We start from the raw sequence: 22,983 nt of genomic DNA on the forward strand, positions 1-22,983 counted from the left end.
TCAGAATCGCCGATGACGGAGCGTGCTGTTTCGCGCGCGAGCCGGAGCATCCATGCGAGGGAGCGCTCAAGCTGCGTTCGCCCCAACGCGTCCGCGCGGCGCTCTAGCCGAGGGTCGCGAGCGCCGCCGCGAGATCGGCCACCAGGTCGTCGGGATGCTCGATCCCAAGCGAGACCCGGATCGTCGCGTCCGTCACGCCCAGGCGATCACGCAGCGCCTTCGGCACGCCCGAATGGGTCGTCGAGGCCGGGTGACTGGCGAGCGATTCCGTGCCGCCGAGGCTGACAGCCAGTTTGAACAATTGCAGCGCGTTGAGGACCCGGAAGGCTTCCGCCTCGCCGCCGACGACGTCGAAGGAGAAGGTCGAGCCTGGCGCCGCGCATTGCTCGGCATAGACGCGGGCCTGATCCGAACCCGGCACGAGGTGAGCGAGATGGTGAAGGCGCGACACCTTCGGGTGCTCGGCCAACATCCGGGCGACGATCTCGCCATTGCGGTTGGCGGCGCTCATCCGCAGCGACAAGGTTTCGAGCGAGCGCCCGAGCATCCAGCAGGAATGCGGATCAAGTCCGGTCCCGATCGCCGAACGCAGCATCCGCACCGTCTTGATCCGCGTTGCCGTGCCGAGAGCGGCACCGGCGACCAGATCCGAATGGCCACCGACATACTTCGTCAGCGAGTAGACCGAGATCTCGGCGCCGTGGCGCAGGGGGTGCTGGAAGAGCGGGCCGAGCAGGGTGTTGTCGCAGACCACCACCGGGGCCTCGCCGCCCTGACGGGCGCCGATCTCGTCGGCGACGGCGCGGATCAGCCCGAGATCGACGAGGGTGTTGAGCGGGTTCGAGGGGGTCTCGATCATGATGACGCTGACCCGCCCCGCCTCGGCGGCACGGTCTGCTGCGGCGCGCACGCTCGCCGGATCGATCCCATCGGCGAAGCCGATCGGCACGATTCCGAACCCTGCCAGGGTCTTGGCGATCAGCGTCTCGGTGCCGCCGTAGAGCGGCTGCGAATGCAGGATCACGTCGCCAGGCCGCGCGAAGGCCAGGATCGTGGTGGCGATCGCCGACATGCCGGAGGAGAAGACCAGCCCCGCCTCGGCTCCCTCGAACACGGCCAGCCGATCCTCGACGATCTCGCTGTTGGGATGATTGAAGCGCGAGTAGACCAGTCCGGCCGCCTCGCCGGCCGGCGGTTCACGGCGCCCCGAGACATAGTCGAAGAAGGCCTTGCCGTGCTCGGCCGAGGTGAAGACGAAGGTCGAGGTGAGGAAGACCGGCGGCTTCACGGCGCCTTCGGACAAGGCTGGATCGTAGCCGTAGCCGAGCATCAGGGTCTCGGGATGGAGCGGGCGGCCGCCCAAGGACTTCTTGTGATAGCGATTGTCGGACATTCGGGCCTCGCTCGGACAGGGCGCCAGTCCGGAGCCTAACGGTCGGATCGCTCTTCGCGTCCGGTCTCTCGAACGCGGGAGCATCGCATAGGCCGCACCCGATGCTTGGCGCGAACAGACGGCACGGCCCGTCTCACCAGATGGTCGGCTTCGGGTTGCGCTCGTCGAAGCCCTTCTGGTGCCAGTAGGGATAGATCGGCGTCTCCTGGCTCGCCGCGTCCAGCCGTGCAACCTGCTCGGGTGTCAGCGTCCAGCCGAGCGCGCCGAGATTCTGCTTCAGCTGGTCCTCCGTGCGGGCACCGATCAGGACGTTGCACACGGTCGGCCGGGTCAGCAGCCAGTTCAGCGCGACCTGCGCCATGGTTCTGCCGGTCTCGTCCGCCACCGCCTCGAGGACATCGAGCACGCCGAACAGGTAAGCGTCGGAAACCCGTGGCCCGCCCCGCGCGCCGCCCGCCGCGATGCGCCCGCGCTGCGATGCCTGGCCGCGGCGGATCTCGCCGGTGAGCCGCCCCCAGCCGAGCGGGCTCCACACCATCAGGCCGATGCCCTGATCGAGCCCGAGCGGCATCAGTTCCCACTCGTAGTGCCGCCCGATCAGCGAATAATAGCCCTGGTAGGCGACGTAGCGCGCGAGCCCGTAGCGCTCGGAGGTGGCGAGCGCCTTCATGAGCTGCCAGCCGGAGAAGTTCGAGGCGCCGATATAGCCGATCTTGCCCGCGCGGATGAGGTCGTCGAGCGCCCGCAGCGTCTCCTCGACCGGGGTCAGCGCGTCGAAGCCGTGCATGAAGTAGACGTCGATGTGGTCGGTGCCGAGCCGCCTCAGGCTGGCCTCGCAGGCGCGCGTCAGGTGATAGCGCGAGGAGCCGACGCCGTTGGCATCCTCGCCGCAGCGGAACGTCGCCTTGGTGGAGATCAGCGCGCGGTGCCGCCGGCCCTTGAGCGCTTGGCCGAGGATCTCCTCCGCGGCGCCATCCGAGTACATGTCGGCCGTGTCGAAGAAGTTGGCACCCGCCTCGAGGCAGAGATCGACGAGACGCTCCGCCTCGGCGGCATCCGTTCGCCCCCAGCGCTCGAAGAACGGGCCGACGCCGCCGAAGGTCGCCGTCCCGAAGCCGAGGACGGGCACCTTCAGCCCGGATCGCCCAAACTGCCGATGCTCCATGCAAGCCTCCGCTTGAGCTCTTCCGTTTCCGTCCCTGGAGCAACGACGTCCGACACTCGGTTTCGTAGCATGCCCAGGAGCGGACAGTCTGCAGAGGTCTGACGCCGGTGCATTCCGGTCGGCCGGCATCGATCAGCAGCACGCGCATGCGCGACCTCGCGCAGGCGCGGAGATCCGGACGCAGGAGGGGGCATGCTCGCGCTCTGGACCAGCGCGCGAGAAGCGGCCTGTGCGCCCCGCGTCAGGGCCGCGTCAGGAAGCCGATCGGCTCGCGGGCCGGCTGGCCGAGCCAGAGCAGGATCGCACCGAGGCCAAGCCCCAGGAGCGAGGCCGGCGCCAGCGTCAGCGGCAGCACCAGCACCTGCCACAGCCAGGGCGCGACCCCTTCGACCGTCGCCTGCAGGGCGCTCGCCTTGTCCTTGAACAGGGTGAAGATGAGATCGCTCAGCGGCGTGATCCGCAGGCCGTTGTTCGCGATCGAGCGGGCGCCGTCATAGACCAGGGCGACGAAGCCGCCGGCGAGGAGGAGGTAGCCGAGGAAGCGGAGCAGGAAGCGGAACATCGCGCGTCTTCGACCTCGGGCCCCATGGCGCGGCCCGCAGGGACCGCCCTCGGCGGTGGAGTAGGGGCGCGGCCGCCCCTGCGCAAGCGACGATGGGACCGATTGCCCCCTCGGTACCGCCGTGCCACAGGGCGCCCGAGGCTCAGCGGAGGGGTTCTGCGCTTGGACGGAATTGGAGGCGGCGGCCTGACGGCCGCGGCGGAGACGGGTGGACCCGCGCTCGTGATCTTCGACTGCGACGGGGTGCTCATCGACAGCGAGCCGATCAGCCTCGGCTGCCTCACCGCCGCCCTCAACGGAATCGGCGTCACGATCGACGTTGACACGGTGCGGGCGCGGTTTGCCGGCACCTCGATGCCCTCGATCATGGCGCACGTGGCCCGAGATTACGGGGTTGTTGCCCCTGACGGCTTCGTGGAGCGGGTCAAGGCCGACACCCTCGCGGCCTTCGACCGAGAGCTCAGCGCGATGGCGGGCGTCGCGGAGGCGGTTCGCGCCCTGGGCGTCCCGACCTGCGTCGCCTCGAGCAGCGACCCCGTCCGCCTGCGCCATACGCTGACGCTGACCGGCCTCATGCCGCTCTTCGAGGGGCGCGTCTTCTCGTCCGCGGAGGTCGCCCGCGGCAAGCCCTTCCCGGACCTGTTCCTGCACGCGGCGGCGCGGATGGGTGCCGAGCCCGCCGCCTGCCTCGTCATCGAGGACAGCGTGCCCGGCGTCACCGCCGCCCGCGCCGCGGGCATGAGCGTCGTCGGCTTCACGGGCGGCGGCCACTGGGCACACGACCCCTCGGGCGCCGACCTCGCGGCGGCCGGCGCGATGCGGGTCTTCCGCGACTACCGCGACCTCCTGACCGTGATCGCCGCCCTGGCCTGACGCGGGACGAAGGAAGCGGTCGTGCGGACCCGGCATGGGCCCATGTCCCTCCTACGGACACGCTTGCATTCGAAAAACCTTGCCATTGACGAAAACGGTTGGCAGCACCATCCTAAACCTGTCGGGCGATGTCTTCCGATGTCGTTCGGCCGCGGTGATTTGAAGTGTGTAGCTTGCGCCGCGTCACCAAACGCTAAAGCACCGCGAAGCGCTCGCGCCTCGTGGTCCTTCAACGAAAGGATGACTTGCCGTGACCGTTGGTCAGATCTTTTCGGGACTCTCCGTTGCTCGCGCCAAGCCGCGCCTACTCCGCGACTGCTGTCGACGCTGACGCTCATTCCACCGTCACATCGTCCAGCTATCGCACGGCCGGCCCCGTTCCGGCCCAGGGAGTTCTTCGTCCGATGTCCCATCCTCACGCCGGCAGCCACGCCCTCGCCGAGTCGCTGACGCTCGCCGAGCCGTTCACCGTTTCCCAGCCGGGCCGCGCCCGGCCCCTCGCCGAGCGAGCGCCGACCCGCATCATCGAGATCGGCGAGCAGACCGCGGGCATCGCCGTGCCCGAGCACGGCGGCGTGCGCTTCTTCTCTTCGTCGCGCGATTTCGACGCCCTCGACGGCACGGTCTTCCGCAGCGTCGAGCAGGCGGCCCGGGCCGCCCGCGAGCGCGCCCGTCGCGGCGCGCACCGCCCTCGCCACGAGGCGGCGCGGCGGTTGCAGGCGGTGTGACGGCAGGGCGTCCAGGGTGGCCCTTCCCGATGGCTGGGCTGCCTGCGGCGAGATTCGAAGCCAGCGCTTGATCTGAAACACAGATCCTCTTCCCCTCCGGGGAGAGGGAAGCTTCGCGGCCCGGAGACCGGGCCGGCCGCTACTTGCACTCCTCGCGCGTCTTCTTCATGGCCTCCGCGAAGCCTCCGAGCGCGTACTCGTCGCTCGTCGGGTTGCCGCGCAGCGAGGTCGTCTTGATGACGAGCTTGGGGTTGCGCGCGCTCATCTCGGCGACCACGCGGGCCTCGTCGGCCGGGTTCTGCAACCACGCGTTGCCGTCCTTCACCACAAGGCCGTAGCGCGTGCTGCCGAGGTTGAGCGTCGGGTCCGTCGCCGCCGGGGACGCGCCCGGCTTCACCTGGGTGGCCGCCGGCTTGGAGGGGAAGCCCAGCATCACCGCGACCTCGTTCTGGACGTTCTCGCCCTTCCGCACCGTCACGAAGAAGTAGGCGGTGTCGCGCTTGAGGGTGCCGGGGGAGCGCGCCGTCGGCTGGGCGATGGCGTAGCACATCCGCGCCCTGCCCTGCCCGTTCACGAAGACGTTCCAGTCCCCGTAGGTCGCGAGCGGCACGGCCTGCTGCGTGCCGGGCGGGGCCACGGCCGGCTTCGCCGCCCCACGCTCGCGTCCGCGCCGCCGCGACGTCGGCGCCGGCTCGGCCTCCTGCGCGAGCGCAGCCGTCACGGCGACGCCGGACCCTGCGGGAAACACCGGGGCTGCGAGACCCGCCAGGGCGAGGGATCCGGCGGTGAGGCAGCGCGCAACACGAAGCATCGACACATCCTGAAGTGGCGGCACGCACCGTCGCCGCCCAAACGCCGAGAAGGCGCGGGCGCGGCGATCCCTACGCCGCGGCAGGGCTCGTTCGCGCAACTTGTGAAGCTTGGGCGCGCGATGGGCAAGGGGCGCACCGGATGAACGGCCGGCCCGATGCCGTGGAGAGCGGCGGAGGCGCCGCTCCGCGATCCTTCAGGGCGCGTGAATCTCGGCAGGCGGAACACTGAGCGCGGCGATCACGGCCGGTGCGGGCAGCTCAGGCGGCGCTGCCGGGATCTCGACGGCGGCGGCCCGCTTGCGCGGCGGCGGATCGTTGTAGGGCGTGTTGTAGGCCTTGCGCACGGAGGCCCAGTAGGCCTCGCGGTCCGTCGACGGATGGCCGGTCAGGGCCGCGTCGATCTGCGCCCGCGCGGCCGCCGCGAGGGCGGCCGTCTCGTCCGGCGTGATGCAACTCTCCAGGGGCATGTACGATCTCCGATGCGCTCGGACCGCCTCTTAGCGAGGTTCACATAGCTGAGCCGTGAACGCACGCGGATAGGTGGAGGTTGCCTGCACGTTTTTCAGGCTTTTTCCCCGCCAAGTTGCGCGAGCCAGCGCTCGGCCTGGGCACGGACGTTGGCCGGCGCGGTGCCGCCGTAGCTGGTCCGGCTCGTCACCGAGTTCTCGACGCCGAGCACCGCGTAGACGGCCTCCGTGATGCGCGGCTCCGCCTCCTGCATCTCGGCGAGCGACAGCTCTTCCAGCCCGACGCCGCGGGCTGAGGCCGCGCCGACGAGGCGGCCGGTGACGTGATGGGCGTCGCGGAAGGGCAGGCCGAGCTCCCGCACCAGCCAGTCGGCGAGGTCCGTGGCGGTGGCGTAGCCGGAGCCGGCGGCTCGGATGAGGGTCTCCGGCACGGGCTCAAGGTCGCGCACCATGCCGGTCATCGCGGCAAGGCAGAGCGAGAGGGTCTGGAGCGCGTCGAAGGTGCCCTCCTTGTCCTCCTGCATGTCCTTCGAATAGGCGAGCGGCAGGCCCTTCATCACGATGAGGAGCCCCGAGAGCGCGCCGATGATGCGGCCGGACTTCGCCCGCACCAGCTCCGCCGCGTCCGGGTTGCGCTTCTGCGGCATGATCGAGGAGCCGGTGGTGAAGCCGTCCGACAGCCTCACGAAGCCGAACTGGGCCGAGGTCCAGACCACGAGCTCTTCGGCGAAGCGCGACAGGTGCACGGCGCAGATCGCGGCCGCCGAGAGGGCTTCGAGGGCGAAGTCGCGGTCGGCCACGGAATCGAGGGAGTTCGCGGTCGGCCGGTCGAAACCGAGCGCTGCCGCCGTGGCGTGCCGGTCGATCGGGAAGGATGTGCCGGCGAGCGCCGCCGCGCCGAGCGGGCACTCGTTCAGCCGTGCGCGGGCATCGCGCAGGCGCCCGCGGTCGCGCCCGAGCATCTCAACATAGGCGAGGAGATGATGGCCGAAGGTGACGGGTTGGGCCGATTGCAGGTGGGTGAAGCCCGGCATCACCGTGGCGGCATGAAGGAGCGCCTTCTCGGCCAGGGCGCGCTGCAGGTCTTCCGCCTGCGCGTCGAGGCTATCGAGGGTGTCGCGCACCCACAGCTTCATGTCGGTGGCGACTTGGTCGTTGCGCGAGCGCGCAGTGTGCAGGCGCCCCGCCGTCGGGCCGACGATCTCGGTGAGCCGGCTCTCCACGTTCATGTGGATGTCCTCGAGCTCGCGCTTGAAGGCGAGCTGCCCGGACTCGATTTCCGCCTGGACCGACTTGAGCCCCGCCTGAATCGCGGCCACATCTTCCGCCGGCAGGATGCCGGTCTCGCCCAGCATCGCCACATGCGCCAGCGAGCCGCGGATGTCCTGGGGCGCGAGGCGCTTGTCGAACCCGATGGAGGCGTTGATCTCCTCCATGATCTCGGCGGGGCCGCTCGCGAAGCGCCCGCCCCACATCCGGTTGCTCATGACCTGTCAGACCCTCTCGCCGCACCGGCCCATCGCGGGATCGCAAGGATGAGGCCCAGCCGCCTCGCCTCCTTCGCCGTGGGAGCCGCCCTCGTCACCGCGCTCGGCGCCGGCCTCGCCCTATACGGGACGGGCCGCGGCGGCAACGGGCCCGAGGCCGGCGGCCCCTGCCCGGGTGCCGCCGAGGCGATCACCCGGGCGGCCCCGCATACCCGCGGCGAGGTCGCAGCGATGCAACTCCTTGACGTGCCGAAGCCCGCGCCGGACCTCGTCTTCAAGGGGCCGGACGCCGCCGACACCTCGCTCGCGGCGCTGAAAGGTCGGGCGCTCCTCGTCAATCTGTGGGCGACGTGGTGCGCGCCCTGCAAGGCGGAGATGCCGGCCCTCGACCGGCTGCAGGGCGAGCTCGGCGGCCCGGATTTCGCGGTCGTCGCGATCAACCTCGACACCCGCAACCTCGACCGGCCGCCGGCCTGGATGCGCGACAACGGCATCACGCGGCTCTCCTACTACGCCGATCCGGGCGGGCGCGTCCTGCCGGCCGTGCAGCGCGACACGGGTTCGACCGGACTGCCGACGACGCTCCTCATCGACGCGGGCGGCTGCGAGATCGGCGTGATGAAGGGGCCGGCCGAGTGGTCGAGTGAGGACGGCAAGCGCCTGATCCGCGCGGTGCTCGGCGCGAGCACGAAGTCCTGACGCTGCTTGTCATCAAGGATTGATCCGCGGCCCGCGAGCGGGCAACCCGGCGCCATGAACCGGTCCCGCCCCCTCTCCGCCATCCGCACCGCCCTCACCGGCGAGGCCGGGGGCGGCCTCGTCCTGATGGCGGCCGCGGCGTTCGCCCTCGCCGTCGCGAACTCGCCGCTCGCGGAGGTCTACGCCCACGCGCTCCACGTCCATCTCGGCCCGCTGAGCCTGCTCCACTGGATCAACGACGGCCTGATGGCCGTGTTCTTCCTGCTCGTCGGCCTGGAGATCAAGCGCGAGGCCCTCGACGGGCGCCTGCGCACCTGGCCCGCCCGGGCCCTGCCGGGCCTGGCCGCCCTCGGCGGCATGGTGGTGCCGGCTCTCGTCTACGTCGCCTTCAATGCAGGCGCCGGGACGCTGCGCGGCTGGGCGATCCCGGCCGCCACCGACATCGCCTTCGCCCTCGGCGTCCTGGCGCTCCTGGGAACGCGGGCGCCGGTCTCCCTCAAGATCTTCCTCAGCGCGGTGGCGATCGTCGACGACCTCGGCGCCGTGATCATCATCGCCCTCTTCTACACGGGCGGGCTCGACGCGACGATGCTCGGGCTCGCCGCCCTGACGCTCGCCGGCCTGTTCGCCCTCAACCGGCTCGGCGTCGCGCGGCTGACACCCTACCTCGTCCTCGGTGCCGTCCTCTGGGTCTTCGTCCTGCGCTCCGGCGTGCACGCCACGGTGGCGGGCGTGCTGCTGGCCCTCGCGATCCCGATCCGCCCGAGCCCCGGCCGCCCGGAGGACCCGGCCTCGCCGCTCCACATCTTGGAGCACGGCCTGACCCCGTGGGTCACCTATCTCGTCGTGCCGGTCTTCGGCTTCGCCAATGCCGGGGTGCGCCTCGTCGGCCTCACGGCCGAGGCGCTCCTTCATCCGGTCACCCTCGGCGTGGCGCTCGGGCTCTTCCTCGGCAAGCAGATCGGCATCTTCGCGAGCGTGCGCCTCGCCGTGGCGGCGGGACTCGCGTCGCGGCCTGCGGGGGCGACCTGGGCGCAGGTCTACGGCGTGGCGATCCTGTGCGGCATCGGCTTCACCATGAGCCTGTTCATCGGCGGCCTCGCCTTCGCGGACGCCGCCCACGAGACCGAGACCAAGCTCGGCGTGCTCGGCGGCTCGATCCTGTCGGGCATCGTCGGAGCCGCGTTGCTCGCCCTATCGGCGGACCGCGAGCGGACGGGGGCCGCACGGAGTTCGGCCTGACCGTTGCGGTGCGGCCGCGCCGCCTGTAACCCCGCCGCCCATCCGGCCCCGCGCGGCCGACCGCACGGAGAGGCGCCCGATGCGCTACTATCTCGGCCTCGCGACGACCTTCCACGACCCGGCGCTGGCCCTCGTCGGACCGGACGGCGACGTCCTCTTCGCGGAGGCCGCGGAGCGCTACCTGCAGTACAAGCGGGCCCCGAATTGCGAGCCGGACCCGGCCTCGCGCATGGTCGGATTGCTGAAGGCCCATGTGCCGGACGGGGCCGAGATCGTGGTGGCCTCGAGCTGGGGCCCCCAGTTCACGGACTTCCTGAAGGGCCAGGCCGGGAGCGGCGCCTTCGACCTCGAGGCCCTCGCCCGCCACCCGAACCATCTCAACCGCTCCTTCGTGCCCGAGCAGGCCGAGCGCATCTTCATCGCCGACCTCGCCCAGGCCCAGGCGCGGGCCGGCTACGGCACGCTGCTCGCCCTCAACCAGGAGATCCGCGGCGGCGGCGGCAGCCCCCGCGCCCGGATCAGCCAGCAGCGGCGCTACACCCATCACCTCACCCACGCCGCCTACGCCCTCTGGGGCAGCCCGTTCTCGGACGCGACGGCGCTGATCGTCGACGGCATGGGCGAGACGGGCGCCGCCGCCCTCTACCGGCTGCGCGAGGGCCGGATCGAGGAGGTGCGGCGCCATCGCGGGCGCGGCTCCGTCGGCTTCCTGTACGGGCTCGTGACGGATCTCGCCGGCTTCGACCAGGTGAAGGGCGAGGAGTGGAAGATCATGGGGCTCGCCCCCTACGGCCGCACCGATCCCGAGCTGATGGCGCTGCTGCGCCGCCTGTTCTCGGTCGAGGACGGGCGCCTGCGCTTCGCCGACGAGGCGAATGTGCAGGCGGTCGCCGCCGCGATCCTGGCACGGCGCCCGGCCGACGCCCTCGAATCCGGCTGGGCCGACCTCGCCCGCTGCGGGCAGGACATCTTCGCGGAATTGATGGACGCCCTCGTCGAGGAGGCGTGGCGGCTCGCGCCCCACGAGAACCTCGTGATCGCGGGCGGTTGCGGGCTCAATTCCTCCTACAATGGCCGGGTGCTCGGCCGCTCCGGCTTCCGGCGCCTGCACGTGCCCTCGGCGCCGGGCGACGACGGAAACGCGGTCGGCGCGGCGTGGCTCGCCTACGCGGAGGACCATCCGGACTGGCGCGGCCCGCCCGGGACGGCGCGTCCGCTGACCCCCTATCTGGGCTCCCGCGTCTCGACGGAGCCCTTCGAGCGGATGGCCGCGTGGGAGCCGCGGGCGCGCCGGCTCGGGCATGACGGCGTGACCCGCGAGGCCGCCCGCATCCTGGCCGAGGGCGGGCTCGTCGGCTGGGTGCAGGGCCGGGCGGAATTCGGGCCGCGGGCACTCGGCAACCGCTCCATCCTGGCGGATCCGCGCCCCGCCTGGGCCAAGGACGCGCTCAATGCCAAGGTGAAGTACCGGGAGGCGTTCCGCCCCTTCGCGCCCTCGATCCTGGCGGAAGCCGGCCCCGACTGGTTCGAGGATTACGCCGACAGCCCCTACATGGAGCGGACGCTCGTCTGGCGCGAGGCGGTGCGGGAGCGGGTGCCGGCGGTGGTGCACGAGGACGGCACGGGCCGGCTCCAGAGCGTGACGGCCGCGCGCAATCCGGCCTACGCCGCCCTGATCGGGGCGTTCCGGGACCTCACCGGCGTGCCGATCCTCTTGAACACCAGCTTCAACGTGATGGGCAAGCCGATCCTCCACACGGCGGAGGACGCGATCCTGATGTTCTACACCACGGGGCTCGACGCCCTCGTGGTGGAGGACTGGCTCATGACGAAGGCGGGCTAATGCCCTGATCCTACTCGCAAACCTCGACCCGCTTGTAGACGAAATTGTCCTCGTCGAGCCATTCCTTGCGGCGCTCGTAGTGGCAGACGGGCGAGCGGCGCGGGCGCACCACGACGGTCTCCTCCTCCACGTAGACCGGCCGCGCCCGGTAGGCGGGCGGCGGCGGGGGCGCGGGCTGGGCGCCGTTGATGAGGGCGTTCGCCGCGACGCCGCCGAGGACGCCGCCGGCCACGCCCCCGAGGATCGCCGCGTTCATGCCGTCGCGGGCGAAGGCGCCCGGGACCCCGGCGCCGATGAGGAGGGCCGCCGCGAGGGCGGCCCGGACGAGGGTGACGGACGGGTTGAGGGACACGCTCGAAATCTCCGGTTCGCGTTGGGGCAAATCCAACACCCGGATGCTTAAGAATCCGCCAATGCGCCGCGCACGATCCGGTTGAGCGCGGCCGGAAGCGGACCTGCAAAATCAATCGTGCGTTGTGAGTGATCGCATCCACGCGATCACGTTTCGCGACGTCGGCGCGTAGATCGCGATCATCCCCGCGGCGGGCCGGAACGGCCCCCTCCGGGCGCCCTCAAGCCGGCACGAGCAGCGCGTCGAGGCTCCCGATCACGATCGTCGGCGGCAGGTCGGCGTACTCGTCGGGCGCGGCCCTTCGGTTCACCCAGGCGGTGGCGAAGCCGAAGGCGGCGGCGCCCGCGATGTCCCAGCGGTTCGAGGAGCAGAACAGCACGGCCTCCGGCCCGATCCCGAACCGGTCGCAGGCGATGCGGTAGGCGGCCGGGCTCGTCTTGAAAGTCTGCGCCGGATCGACCGAGAGCGTCGCGTCGAGGTGGCGGCCGAGATCCGCCGAGGCGACGGCGCGTTCCAGCATGGCGGCGTCGCCGTTCGAGAGGATCGCGGTGCGCAGGCCCCGCGCGCGCAGGGCGTCGAGGGTGGCGGGCACCTCCGGATAGGCGTCGAGGTCGCGGTAGGCGTCGAGGAGGCGCCCCCGCAGGGACCGGTCGACGCCCGGGTACCGGGCGAGGGCGAAATCGAGGGCCGCCTCGGTCAGCGACCAGAAACTCCGGTAGCGCCCGGTCAGCCCGTAGACCCAGCTGTATTCGAGCTGCTTCGTGCGCCACGTCTCCGAGAGCGGGACGGCCTCGGGGCCGACGGCCCCCTCATGGCGCTGCACCGCCGAATGCACGTCGAACAGGGTTCCGTAGGCGTCGAAGACGGCAAGGCACTTGCCGGCGAGCAGGGTCTCGGACATGGGCGCGCACCGCGTCGGGTCGGGCCCCGGATATGGCGTAGCCTCGCCCCGCGGACAGGGGACGCGAGGCCGCCGTCACGCCCGCCGCAGGCGCAGGCCGAACAGGCGCAGCGTGGCGAGCAGGATGAGCCCGTAGAGCGCGAAGCCCGCGCCGCCGAGGAGGGCGAGCACGGCGACCTCGCGCAGGTGCGGCAGCGGCGGCACCAGCCGGTCGGCCAGCGGCAGGCCGTAGAGCGCGACGAGGCTCAAGCCCCCGCAGGCGATCACCACGCCGAGAATCGTGACGAGGAGGCCCCGGCCCGGCGCCGTCCAGCCGCGGCGCAGAGCGAGCACGACGAGCAGGAACAGGTTCACCCACTGGCTGACGGCCGTGGCGAGCGCGAGGCCGGTGACGCCGTAGGGGCCGGTGAGCAGGATTTTCAGGCCGACATTGACGGCGATCGCGGTCAGCGAGGCGATCAGCGGCGTCGCGGTGTCCTGGCGGGCGTAGAAGCTCGCGACCGCGCTGCGCACCAGCACCACGGCCGGCAGCGCGAGCCCGTAGGCGGCGAGGACGGAAGCCGCGCGGGCGGCATCCTCCGCACTGAAGGCGCCGCGCTGGAACAGGGCCGCCATGATGAGTCCCGGCAGCGTCAGGAAGGCCACCGTGAAGGGGGCCGAGAGGGCGAGCGAGAAGCCCGCCGCCCGGTTCTGCGCCGCGTGGGCGCCCGCCACGTCGCCGGCCGCGATGCGCCGGCTCATCTCGGGCAGCAGCACCGTGCCGGCGGCGATGGCGATGACGCCGAAGGGGAGCTGGTAGAGCCGGTCGGCGTAGTAGAGGGCCGAGACGGCGCCGGTCGGCAGCAGGCTCGCGATGATGGTGTCGGCAAACGCCGCGATCTGGAACCCGGCCGAGCCGATCACGGCGGGCCCGAGCACCTTGAAGAAGCGGAGCATGTCGGGGTCGGCGAGCCGCGGCCGGGCGAGGTGCGGGGCGATGCCGGCCCGCCGGCAATCCCACCAGACGAGGGCGAGCTGCAGGATTCCCGAGACGACGACGCCCCAGGCGGCGGCGTAGGCCGCGTTCGGGAACAGGAAGGCGAGGCCGAGAGACGCGAGCATCGCGAGGTTGAGGAGCACCGGCGCGCCGGCGGCCGCCGCGAAGCGCCGGTGCGCGTTGAGAACGCCGGACAGCAGCGTCACCAGCGTCATGAACAGGAGGTAGGGGAAGGTGATGCGGGTCAGCGCCACCGCGAGGTCGAAGCGGGCGGGGTCCTCCGCGAAGCCCGGGGCCAGCGCCCGCACCACGAGGGGCATCAGGGGCAGCGCGAGCGCGACGAGGATCGCCTGCACGATCAGCATCAGGGTGAAGACGCGGTCGGCGAAGGCGCGGGCCTCGCCCGCCGCCCCGGCCTCGGCCCGGCTCGCGTAGGCCGGCACGAAGGCGGTGTTGAAGGCCCCCTCGCCGAAGATGGCTCGGAAATGGTTCGGCAGCCGGAAGGCGACGACGAAGGCGTCGGCTACCGGGCCGGCGCCCATCACCGCGGCCATCACCACGTCGCGGGCGAAGCCCGTGACGCGGGAGACGAGCGTCCAGCCGCCGACGGAGAGGATGGAGCGGATCACGGGCAGGCGCCCCGTCTTCCGCCCACGGAGGCGGCCCGGGAATGCGCGCCGGCTTCGCGGCCTTCGATCGAACGGGAGGAAATGGCTCTGGCGCCCTGTCTCGGGCCGGGCCGGCCCGGCGGCGCGCATCAAGAGCCGGTTTCGCGCCGCATCTCAAGAGGCGCCGCACCCGCCTCTCCCGTTCGGGAGAGGTCGAGTGCGCAGGATGCGGACCGGGTGAGGGATACAGGTCTTTCCGGAGAGGTCGCACCCCTCACCCCGACCCTCTCCCGAACGGGAGAGGGGGCGCGTCGTGCCTCCCGTGTCGACGGGGCAACGTCGACGCCTGGGAGGCGGGAACAGCGTAGCCCGGACGGAACCGGCCGGCTCGGGCCCGCCGGCCTACTTCGTCGCCTCGGCGTACATCTGCTCCACGTGCTCCCAGTTCACGAGGTTCTCGATGAAGGCCTTCAGGTAGTCGGGACGCCGGTTGCGGTAATCGATGTAGTAGGAGTGCTCCCACACGTCGACGCCGAGGATCGGCTTGGCGCCGTGCACGAGCGGGTTCTCGCCGTTCGGGGTCTTCAGGATGGCGAGCTTGCCGTCCTTGACCGCGAGCCAGGCCCAGCCCGAGCCGAACTGGCCGATTCCCGCCTGGATGAAGTCCGCCTTGAACTTCTCCGCGCCGCCGAGATCCTCGTCGATCTTCTTGGCGAGCGCGCCGGGGATCGCGCCGCCGCCGTTCGGCTTCATCCACTGCCAGAAGTGGATGTGGTTGTAGTGCTGGCCGGCGTTGTTGAAGAGGGCCTGATTGGTGTTGTAGCTCGCCTTGACGATCTCCTCGACGCTCTTGCCCTGGAGATCAGTGCCCTCGAGCAGCTTGTTGCCCGTGTCCACGTAGGCCTTGTGGTGCTTGTCGTGGTGAAACTCCAGGGTCTCCTTCGACATGTAGGGGCCGAGCGCGTCGTAGGCGTAGGGGAGTTCCGGCAGGGTGAAGGTCATCGGCATCGCTCCGGGCGTGGGAGGCGGCCTCTCGCGAGGCCGCGTCCTCGGGTGAACCTGTGCCGGCGGCACGCCAGCGGCGCGCCGTCCTGAAGGCAACGGCCGCTTAGGTAAGTCGGTGCCACCGCCGCGGCAACGTCGGGCCGCCCCGCGCCTGTGCGAAAGCTTGGCCTTGGGCTAGGATGCCGGGGCGCGGCGGAGGTGGCTTTCCCCGGCGCGAAGTCCCGTGGACGAATCCGGACCTCGGCCGGTGAGGCCCCGTTTCGGATTTTGCAAAACCGGGCCAGGGTTTTACTGTTCCCGGGCCGGGCCGTCCGGCCAGTACCAGAGAGTATCATGATCGTTGCGCTGCTCGCGCTCGCCGTCGCCATGATGATCGGCGGCACCGCCTCGGTGATCCAGGGTTTCCCCTTCGTGCGCCTGGAGAGCGGTCTCGCGATGGTGATCGCGGGGGCGACCGTGGCCTCGGCCGGCGCGGTCATCGCCGGCCTCGCGGTGGTGGCGGACCGGATCCGCCGGGTGGAGCGGGCGCTCGCCCTCGACGCGGCGGTGCCGGCCGCCCCCGATTTCGGCGCGCTGCCCCGATCCGGTGCACCGGCCTTCGCGGGCACCGGCTTCCCCGGCGCCGCCCTGCCGCCGGACGCCTTCGCGCCGCGGTCCGAACCGGCGGCGCCGGACGGGCCGAGAGGCCGCCCGTCGCTCGGCCTCGGCGCGGCCGCGCCCCTCGGCGGCGCGGCGTTCGGCGGGCTGGCGGCGGGCGCCGCGCTGTCCTCGGGCGGGGTCGCGTTGCCGGATCTCGGCACCGGGCCGAGCCGGGCCGCCGGGGCGGAGCGGCGCGGCGCGGAGCCCGAACTGCCCGAACTCGAACTTCCCGAGCCCGAACTGCCCCTGCCCGAGCCCGAGCAGACGGGCGATTCCGGACTCAGCGCCGACCGCCGCGAGCCCATCGTCGACGCCGTCCCGGAGCCGGATGACGGCATCGCCCCGAGGACGACCTGTTCGCGAGCCCGGAACCGGCCCCGCATCCTGCGGAGGACGACATCGCCCTGCGCCCGGCGCTTCGGGAGGAGCCGGCCGAAGGGACGGCCGAGGAGCGGGCGGAGGAGCGGGCAGCGGACGCGGGCCGCCCCGCCGAGGCGGATGTCGCGGAAGCCGCCCCCACCTCGCCGGCGCGCGAGATCGTCGGCACCCATTCCTCCGGCGGAAACACCTACGTGATGTACGCCGACGGCGGGATCGAGGCGGAGACGCCGCGGGGCCGCTACACCTTCAACTCCCTCGACGAGCTCAAGGCGTTCGTCGATTCCGGCGGCGAGGGCCAGACCCACGGGGCCGCCTGAGCGGCGGGACGCAGCGGGGGCTCCTCCCGTGGAGAGCGGAGCTTCGCCGGACGGGCGAAGGCTCGCCCGACCGCCTCAGACCAGCGGGTTCAGGGCCTCGTTGCGGGGCGGCAGGGGGGCCAGCATCGTCAGGCTGAAACCCTCGGGCGCGTAATCCGTCGTCACCTCGGCCTGGACCTGGGTGGTCAGCACCCGCTGCAGCAGGCGCGAGCCGAAGCCCTGGCGGCGCGGCGGCTCGACGGGCGGGCCGCCCGATTCCCGCCAAGCGAAGTGCAGGATGCCCGCCCTGCCTCCGGGCTGGACCGACCAGGAGACGGCGACGCGGCCGCCGCGGGTCGAGAGGGCGCCGTACTTCGCGGCGTTGGTCGTCAGCTCGTGGATCGCCATGCCGATCGGCACCGCGATCTCGGAGGCGAGATCGACGGACGGCCCCGCGAGCGTCACGCGGCCGTCCGCGCCCCCGTCCATCGGCCCCTCGGCGTAGGGCTTCAGCTCGTTGACGAGGAGCGAGCGCAGGCTCGCCGTCTGCCACGTGTCCTCGGTCAGCACCGAGTGGGTGTGGGCGAGCGACATGATGCGGCCGACGAAGGCCTCGTAGAAGCTCTCGATGCTGGAGGCGGTCCGCGCCGTCGAGCCGACGATGGCCTGGACGGTCGCCAGCGTGTTCTTCACCCGGTGGTGCAGCTCGCGGATCAGGAGGCTCTGGCGCTCCTCGGCGAGGCGCCGGTCGGTCACGTCGGCGACGACGCCGATGAGGCGGCGCGGCAGGCGGTTCGGCGCGTCGCGCTCGAAGCGGCCGGCCATCTCGATCGTCCGCCACGCCCCGTCGCTCTTGCGGCGGATCCGGCCGGAGACGTGCAGGATCCCCTCCTCCCGGAGCGCGGCCGAGATCGCGCCGCGCACGGGCTTGCGGTCGTCCGGGTGCAGGACCTCGTTCAGGAATTCCGTCTTGCCGACGCTGCCGTCCTCGGGCGTGCGCCCGAAGATCTCGAACATCCGCTCGTTCTCCCAGATCGCCTGATCGTCGAGCATGTGCCACTCGAAGATGCCGAGCCGGGCGAGCGAGGTCGCCACCCGCAGGCGCTGCTCGCGGCCGAGGAGGGCGTCGCGCGCCTCGACCCGGGTGGTGATGTCCTGCACCACCCCGACCATGCCGGAGAGCTCGCCCTCGGGCCCGGCGAGCGGCTGGCCGCGCACGCCGACGATCACCTCGCGTCCGTCCGAACGGACGATGCGGCTCTCGAAGAAGGAGGCGCGTCCCTGGGCGAGCGCGTCCCGCACGAGCCCGCCGATGCGGGCGCGCTCGGCCTCGCTGAGGCCCGCGCGCAGCGCCCGCCAGGTCAGCGAGGGCCCCGGCGGATGGCCGAGGATCTGGGCGGCGCGGCGCGACAGGGTGATGCGGCCGCTGCCCGCGTCCCAGCGCCACTCGCCGAGGCCGGCGGCCGTGAGGGCCTCGCGGTTCTGCTCGGCCCGCACCGCCTCGTCGGGGTCGAGCGCCTCGACGACGAGGGTGCGCCCGGCCGCCCCGGAGCGGGTGACGCGCACCTCGACGGCGCGGCCGTCCGCCCCGCGCCAGCTCTGGAGGCCCTCGGAGGTGAAGGGACGCGCGACGAGTTCGGAGAGCGGGAGACCGGTCAGATGCCCCGGCTCGTAGCCGAGGAGGCGGCACAGGTGCCGGTTGGCGTCGAGGATGCGGTTCTCGGCCGGCGACACGATGGCGAGGCCGACCGCCGCCTCCTCGAAGGCCGCGCGATGAAGATCGCCCGCATCCGCCGCCGGGTCGTCCACCCTGTCGCCCAATCCGTACCTCGCAAGGTCCCGGCGTCGCGGAGGCGGTCCGCGCCGACCTCCGCCGTGCCGGGCGGCCTCAAGATGGACGCAGGCTCGCGCAGCGGCAAGGCGAGGCCGCACATCGCCCTGTGCGCAGCGGCACCGACGCGCGTTTCGTCAGGTGCGGACGAATTCGAGGTAGGTCGGCCGCCGCCCCGCCGCGATCGCCTTCGCCTCGTAGCGGGTGCCCGGCCAGCCGGGATAGGGGCTCGTCCAGTCCGCGGCGGCCCGCGCCGTCCAGGCGAGGCCGGGGCAGCGGGCGGCCCGCACCAGGGTCCAGCCCGCGTAATCGTCGATGTCGCTGGCGAAGCGGAACAGGCCGCCGGGCTTCAGCACGCGGGCGATCTCGGCGAGCGACGCGTCCGAGACGAAGCGGCGCTTGCGCTGGCGGCGCTTCGGCCAGGGATCCGGATAGAGCAGGTAGACCCGCGTCAGGCAGGCGTCGGGGAGCGCGGCCACGAGTGCCGTGACGTCCTCGTCGCGGACGCGGATGTTGGCGAGCCCGCCCTCGTCGATCTCCCGCAGGAGCTTGACGACGCCGTTGACGAAGGGCTCCGCGCCGATGAACCCGATCTCGGGATGGAGGCGGGCCTGATGGGCGAGGTGCTCGCCGCCGCCGAAGCCGATCTCGAGCCAGATCTCGCGCTTGGTGTCCGGGAACAGGGTGGCCGGGTCGAGGGGCGCGCCCGCTTCCGGCAGGCCGACGCGCAGCCGCGGCAGCAGCTCCGCGAGGCGCTGCTCCTGGGCCTCGCGCAGCCGCTTGCCCTTGCGCCGGCCGAAGAAGGCGCGCTCCGGCGCCTCAGGCGTGCTCCGCCCGGTTGTCGTCACGCAACGCTCCGTACGCGCGCCCGCTCGATCGGGCGCGACAGGCTCCCTCTTCCGCGCGGGAGAGGGCTGGGGTGAGGGATACGCCGTATCCGGAGAGGCCGCGTCCCTCGCCCGGGGCCGCGGTCAGGCCAGCGCCGATTTCAGCGCCTCGGCGAGGTCGGTGCGCTCCCAGGAGAAGCCGCCATCGGCCTCCGGAGCGCGGCCGAAATGGCCGTAGGCCGAGGTGCGGGCGTAGATCGGCCGGTTGAGGCCGAGCTTCGTCCGGATGCCGCGGGGCGAGAGATCCATCGCGTCCGTCAGCACGGCTTCGAGCTTCGCCTCGTCCACCGTGCCGGTCCCGTGCAGATCCACGTAGATCGAGAGCGGCTTGGCGACGCCGATGGCGTAGGCGAGCTGGATCGTGGCGCGGCGCGCGAGGCCGGCCGCGACGACGTTCTTGGCGAGGTAGCGCGCCGCGTAGGCCGCGGAGCGGTCGACCTTGGTCGGGTCCTTGCCCGAGAAGGCGCCGCCGCCGTGGGGCGCCGCGCCGCCGTAGGTGTCGACGATGATCTTGCGGCCGGTGAGCCCCGCGTCGCCGTCCGGACCGCCGATCACGAACTTGCCGGTCGGGTTCACGTGCCAGACCGTGCCCTCGTTGACCCAGCCCTGCGGCAGCGCCTTCAGGATGTAGGGCTCGACGATGGCGCGCACGTCCGCCGAATCGAGGCTGTCGTCGAGGTGCTGGGTCGAGAGCACGATCTGCGTCACCTCGACCGGGCGGCCGTTGGCGTAGCGCACGGTGACCTGGCTCTTGGCGTCGGGGCCGAGAACGGCGGCCTCGCCCTGGCGCGCCTTGCGGGCGTCGGCGAGGTCCTTGAGGATCTTGTGCGCGTAGAAGATCGGGGCCGGCATCAGCTCCGGGGTCTCGTCGGCGGCGTAGCCGAACATGATGCCCTGGTCGCCCGCGCCCTCGTCCTTGTTGCCGGCGGCGTCGACGCCCTGCGCGATGTCGGCCGACTGGGCGTGCAGGTGGATGGCGATGTCGTTGTTCTTCCAGTGGAAGCCGTCCTGCTCGTAGCCGATGTCCTTCACGGCCTCGCGGGTCAGGTGCTCCAGATCCTTGAAGGTCACGGAATCGGGGCCGCGCACCTCGCCGGCGATCACGATGCGGTTCGTTGTCGCCAGCGTCTCGACGCCGAGGCGCGCCTCGGGCATCGCCGCCAGATAGGCATCCACGACGGTGTCGGAGATCCGGTCGCACACCTTGTCGGGGTGGCCCTCGGAGACGGATTCGCTGGTGAACAGGTAGTCGGAACGCGGCATGGCGGCACCCCTCTTGCGGGCGCGCCCTGCACTCGGCGCTCGACCCGGTCCAATGCCGGGTTCTCGCATCCGCGAGAGCGGATGGTCAAGATGGAATGCCGAACGCGTCCGTTTTAACGGACGTCGTTGCCGTCCGATCAGCCGTTCAGCTTGCGGTCGAGGGCGTGGACGGCCGCCGCGATGTCGCGCCGCGTATCCTCCGAGACGTTCTCGGAGAGGTGTCGGGCGAGCACGTCGACGAGCGCCTGGAGATCGCCGCTGCCGCCGATGTCCTGCTGGCGGTCCTCGCCGAAGCCCTGCGGCGGGATGTCGTCGAGGCGCTTCATGCCCTGGAAGAAATGCTCCAGCGACACGCCGGTCATCCGCGCGAAGATCTCCAGATGCACGGCGCTGATGCGGTTCGTGCCCTTCTCGTATTTCTGGAGCTGGGCGGCCGACATGCCGAAGCTCTGGGCGACGCGACGCTGGGTGAGGGACGCGCGACGGCGCTCCTCGGCGATGCGCTGCCCGATATAGGCATCCCGATCGTCGGTCTTCTGGCCTGCCATGGATGTCTCGTCACGTCTGTCGGTCGCCGCCCTACGGGCAAGAGGCTGGCGCGCTACGCTTAAGGTTCGGGCGTGACTTTGTCACGGCACGCCTTTCCGAATACGTAATACGCATCGCGGAGGCGTGCCACAATCGCCACAGGTTCGGGTTGCCCGCGGCCGTTCTGAAACATCTCGGACCGGACGTCTCAGCGTTCGAGAAGCTGGTTCTTCACCAGGTACTTGATGCCGCGGTCGAAGGACTCGTCGGTGTTGCCGCGCAGATCGACGCTGTAGGCCTTCTCCTGCGCGCCCTCTCTCAGGGGCTTGTAGTAGACGTTCATGTTGAGGATCAGATTGGAGACCTTCTGAACCTCGCCGACGAAGATGCCGTCCGCGCCGAGCTTCCGGCCGAACGCATCGGCGCAGCCGCCGCACGCGCGCAGATCCGCCGTCCGTCCCACATCCTCCCGGACGGGCTCCGTGGACACCAGGGCATATCGGCCGCTGTCCTTGAGCAGGGTGCGGAACTCCTCGCTCGTGCGTTTCAGGCGCGCCCGATCCTCCTCCGTCGGAGCCACCGGGGTGCCGCCCGCGAACTGGAAATCGAAGACCGCGACTTTCGCCGGCTCGGCCCCTGCCGCGCCCGCGAGCAGGATCACCGCCGCAGCCGAAGCTGCGGCCAGACTCACGGCCCGAGCCGACGTCCCGAACGGACTCCTCATGCGCCATCCTTCCTGTTCTGCCGGCGGCGGGGGCCGGGCTTTCCTCCGGGGAGGAACGCGGGAGCGGGCGGTTCGATGCCCCCGCCGCGCGCGAGCCGGCCGATCGCGGGAGCGGGGCCGCGCGGTCGCGACGCGATGAGGGCGAGGCCGGCGAGCAGCGCGCCGGCGGCGAGGTCGGGCAGGTAGTGGCCGCCCGCGCCGACCGTCCCGACGATGACGGCGGCGTTGAGCGCGATCGCCGCCGGACCGATCAGCCGCAGCGGGGCGAGCGCCCAGGCCGTGAGGATCGCGAGGCAGACGTGGAAGGACGGGAAGGTCACGAGGGCGCGGATGTCGCCCAGAGCCAGGAAGCGGAGGTTCCCACTCCGCAGGCGCTCCAGGGGCTCGAGGTGCCAGAACGCCCCGATGGTCTCCAGATATCCCGCCGGCACCCTGTCCGGCGCGTAATGGGCGTAGGGCCCGACGGCCGGCAGCAGCGCCGAGACCGCGATCACCACGAGGAGCGTGCCGGCAAACAGCCGGACGAACCGCCAGAGGCGGCCGAGCCGGCGCGCGGTGGCGAGCGCGATGACCACGAGCGCGACCTGAGGACCGCTCGAATGGTAGGCGAGCGCCAGGCACCGCGACAGCGCGGGATGGTCTGCGAGAAACCCGAGATAGGCCGTCCAGTCGAAGCCGACGGCCGCCTCGATCCGGGCGAGCGCCGGGTCGACCAGCGGAAAGGACAGGGTGGCGGCGAGGAGGTGCAGAATTGCGGCGGAGAGCGTGAGCGCGATCAGGCAGGCGCTCGCCAGCGCCATGCCCCGGAGCGTCGGCTCGGACCGGACGGAGCCCCAGAACGCGGAGGCGAGGAGGAGGGCCGCGACGAGGCCGGCGCAGGCGGCGAACCCGGCGGGCGCGACCGCGACGCGCAGGAATGCGAGCCAGAGCGCGTCGACGGCCACGACGCCGACGACGAGCGCCCAGAGGCCGAGGCCCGGGGCAGCGGTCGCGCGGGAAAGCCGGAGGAGGCGGCCGAGCCGGGACCTCGGATCCCATCGCCGTGCCCATGCGGGCCGATGAGCCGGGCCTAGGGTTCCTGCCGTCATGTCCGAGGTCGCACTCCGCGTGAGGGCGACCGGATCCGGTTCCGCCCGCACGGAGATACGCGCGGCGGCCGGGATGGTTCGCGGGCGTACGCGCCGGCGGCCCGGCGGCAGCGATCGGAGAGGTGGATGGCGTCCCCGGCAGGGCTCGAACCTGCGACCCCAGGTTTCATACCACCTCGGCTTTCGCCGCCGCCCGCGAGGGCGTTCGTGGCCTGGACTATCCCTTCGCCCTA

The 22,983-nt window shown here is 71.8% G+C and carries 23 protein-coding genes; 7 read left to right on the forward strand and 16 right to left on the reverse strand.

The genetic code is table 11. From position 1 onward, the window contains the following. Nucleotides 1-103: 103 nt before the first annotated feature. The 3 genes from DK389_RS09955 to DK389_RS09965 form a co-directional block, all read right to left on the reverse strand. Nucleotides 104-1,393 carry a cystathionine gamma-synthase family protein gene (locus tag DK389_RS09955; RefSeq protein ID WP_109889246.1) on the reverse strand — a complete coding sequence of 430 codons (1,290 nt, stop codon included), beginning with the start codon at nucleotides 1,391-1,393 and terminating at the stop codon, nucleotides 104-106. Nucleotides 1,394-1,526: 133 nt separating this feature from the next. Beyond that, on the reverse strand, nucleotides 1,527-2,558 hold the full coding sequence (locus DK389_RS09960) for an aldo/keto reductase (RefSeq protein WP_109889248.1): 1,032 nt from the start codon (nucleotides 2,556-2,558) through the stop codon (nucleotides 1,527-1,529). A gap of 241 nt (nucleotides 2,559-2,799) precedes the next feature. Then, the gene (locus DK389_RS09965) at nucleotides 2,800-3,120 is read right to left on the reverse strand and encodes a PetM family of cytochrome b6f complex subunit 7 (protein ID WP_109889250.1); all 321 of its coding nucleotides are present in this window, start codon (nucleotides 3,118-3,120) and stop codon (nucleotides 2,800-2,802) included. A gap of 186 nt (nucleotides 3,121-3,306) precedes the next feature. Here DK389_RS09965 and DK389_RS09970 point away from each other — a divergent pair, with 186 nt between their 5' ends. Then, nucleotides 3,307-3,993, forward strand: a complete 687-nt coding sequence (locus tag DK389_RS09970; RefSeq protein ID WP_418292051.1) for an HAD family hydrolase — start codon at nucleotides 3,307-3,309, stop codon at nucleotides 3,991-3,993. A gap of 404 nt (nucleotides 3,994-4,397) precedes the next feature. Beyond that, a complete protein-coding gene (locus DK389_RS09975; RefSeq protein ID WP_236960783.1) occupies nucleotides 4,398-4,721 on the forward strand; it encodes a hypothetical protein in 324 nt (107 codons plus the stop codon). 139 nt (nucleotides 4,722-4,860) lie between these two features. Here the strand turns inward: DK389_RS09975 and DK389_RS09980 are convergent, their stop codons facing one another. From DK389_RS09980 to argH, 3 genes are all read right to left on the reverse strand, one after another. After that, the gene (locus DK389_RS09980) at nucleotides 4,861-5,532 is read right to left on the reverse strand and encodes an invasion associated locus b family protein (protein WP_109889253.1); all 672 of its coding nucleotides are present in this window, start codon (nucleotides 5,530-5,532) and stop codon (nucleotides 4,861-4,863) included. Nucleotides 5,533-5,727: 195 nt separating this feature from the next. Further along, on the reverse strand, nucleotides 5,728-6,000 hold the full coding sequence (locus DK389_RS09985; RefSeq protein WP_109889255.1) for a hypothetical protein: 273 nt from the start codon (nucleotides 5,998-6,000) through the stop codon (nucleotides 5,728-5,730). 95 nt (nucleotides 6,001-6,095) lie between these two features. Next, nucleotides 6,096-7,487: an argininosuccinate lyase gene (argH, locus tag DK389_RS09990; RefSeq protein WP_109889257.1), complete on the reverse strand. Its 1,392-nt coding sequence runs from the start codon at nucleotides 7,485-7,487 to the stop codon at nucleotides 6,096-6,098. A gap of 48 nt (nucleotides 7,488-7,535) precedes the next feature. Between argH and tlpA the strand changes: the two genes are divergently transcribed. The 3 genes from tlpA (at nucleotide 7,536) to DK389_RS10005 (ending at nucleotide 11,271) form a co-directional block, all read left to right on the forward strand. Continuing rightward, a complete protein-coding gene (gene tlpA, locus DK389_RS09995; RefSeq protein ID WP_109889259.1) occupies nucleotides 7,536-8,186 on the forward strand; it encodes a thiol:disulfide interchange protein TlpA in 651 nt (216 codons plus the stop codon). 54 nt (nucleotides 8,187-8,240) lie between these two features. Beyond that, nucleotides 8,241-9,428, forward strand: a complete 1,188-nt coding sequence (gene nhaA, locus DK389_RS10000; RefSeq protein WP_109889261.1) for a Na+/H+ antiporter NhaA — start codon at nucleotides 8,241-8,243, stop codon at nucleotides 9,426-9,428. Between the two features lie 79 nt (nucleotides 9,429-9,507). Beyond that, nucleotides 9,508-11,271: a carbamoyltransferase family protein gene (locus DK389_RS10005; RefSeq protein WP_109889263.1), complete on the forward strand. Its 1,764-nt coding sequence runs from the start codon at nucleotides 9,508-9,510 to the stop codon at nucleotides 11,269-11,271. Between the two features lie 10 nt (nucleotides 11,272-11,281). On the opposite strand, the gene DK389_RS10010 is transcribed toward DK389_RS10005, so the two are convergent. From DK389_RS10010 to DK389_RS10025, 4 genes are all read right to left on the reverse strand, one after another. Then, complete coding sequence (locus tag DK389_RS10010) at nucleotides 11,282-11,623, reverse strand: hypothetical protein (RefSeq protein WP_418292021.1); 342 nt, start codon at nucleotides 11,621-11,623, stop codon at nucleotides 11,282-11,284. A gap of 220 nt (nucleotides 11,624-11,843) precedes the next feature. After that, entirely contained in the window at nucleotides 11,844-12,524 is a 681-nt protein-coding gene (locus DK389_RS10015; protein WP_109889265.1) for a haloacid dehalogenase type II, read from the reverse strand. Between the two features lie 75 nt (nucleotides 12,525-12,599). Further along, nucleotides 12,600-14,129: a murein biosynthesis integral membrane protein MurJ gene (gene murJ / locus DK389_RS10020; RefSeq protein WP_109896231.1), complete on the reverse strand. Its 1,530-nt coding sequence runs from the start codon at nucleotides 14,127-14,129 to the stop codon at nucleotides 12,600-12,602. Nucleotides 14,130-14,510: 381 nt separating this feature from the next. Next, nucleotides 14,511-15,110, reverse strand: coding sequence for a superoxide dismutase (locus DK389_RS10025; protein ID WP_109896233.1), 600 nt, complete (start codon nucleotides 15,108-15,110; stop codon nucleotides 14,511-14,513). A gap of 336 nt (nucleotides 15,111-15,446) precedes the next feature. On the opposite strand from DK389_RS10025, the gene DK389_RS10030 reads away from it, so the two are divergent. Beyond that, nucleotides 15,447-16,328 carry a hypothetical protein gene (locus DK389_RS10030; protein ID WP_109889267.1) on the forward strand — a complete coding sequence of 294 codons (882 nt, stop codon included), beginning with the start codon at nucleotides 15,447-15,449 and terminating at the stop codon, nucleotides 16,326-16,328. Next, nucleotides 16,325-16,450 (forward strand): hypothetical protein, encoded by a 126-nt coding sequence (locus DK389_RS34965; RefSeq protein ID WP_257791940.1) that lies wholly within the window; start codon nucleotides 16,325-16,327, stop codon nucleotides 16,448-16,450. The genes DK389_RS10030 and DK389_RS34965 overlap by 4 nt, the downstream gene beginning before the upstream one ends. Before the next feature lie 75 nt (nucleotides 16,451-16,525). Here the strand turns inward: DK389_RS34965 and DK389_RS10035 are convergent, their stop codons facing one another. From DK389_RS10035 to DK389_RS10060, 6 genes are all read right to left on the reverse strand, one after another. After that, on the reverse strand, nucleotides 16,526-18,238 hold the full coding sequence (locus DK389_RS10035) for a sensor histidine kinase (RefSeq protein WP_236960785.1): 1,713 nt from the start codon (nucleotides 18,236-18,238) through the stop codon (nucleotides 16,526-16,528). Between the two features lie 159 nt (nucleotides 18,239-18,397). Then, nucleotides 18,398-19,108: a tRNA (guanine(46)-N(7))-methyltransferase TrmB gene (gene trmB, locus DK389_RS10040; protein ID WP_109889271.1), complete on the reverse strand. Its 711-nt coding sequence runs from the start codon at nucleotides 19,106-19,108 to the stop codon at nucleotides 18,398-18,400. 123 nt (nucleotides 19,109-19,231) lie between these two features. After that, nucleotides 19,232-20,410: a methionine adenosyltransferase gene (metK, locus tag DK389_RS10045; protein ID WP_109889273.1), complete on the reverse strand. Its 1,179-nt coding sequence runs from the start codon at nucleotides 20,408-20,410 to the stop codon at nucleotides 19,232-19,234. Nucleotides 20,411-20,547: 137 nt separating this feature from the next. Beyond that, complete coding sequence (locus DK389_RS10050; protein ID WP_109889275.1) at nucleotides 20,548-20,958, reverse strand: helix-turn-helix domain-containing protein; 411 nt, start codon at nucleotides 20,956-20,958, stop codon at nucleotides 20,548-20,550. Nucleotides 20,959-21,146: 188 nt separating this feature from the next. Next, entirely contained in the window at nucleotides 21,147-21,662 is a 516-nt protein-coding gene (locus DK389_RS10055) for a DUF3280 domain-containing protein (protein ID WP_109889277.1), read from the reverse strand. After that, nucleotides 21,659-22,750 (reverse strand): phosphatase PAP2 family protein, encoded by a 1,092-nt coding sequence (locus DK389_RS10060; RefSeq protein WP_109896235.1) that lies wholly within the window; start codon nucleotides 22,748-22,750, stop codon nucleotides 21,659-21,661. The genes DK389_RS10055 and DK389_RS10060 overlap by 4 nt, the downstream gene beginning before the upstream one ends. Nucleotides 22,751-22,983: the final 233 nt, after the last annotated feature.

The sequence above is a fragment of the Methylobacterium durans genome (genome assembly GCF_003173715.1).
Lineage (GTDB): Bacteria > Pseudomonadota > Alphaproteobacteria > Rhizobiales > Beijerinckiaceae > Methylobacterium > Methylobacterium durans.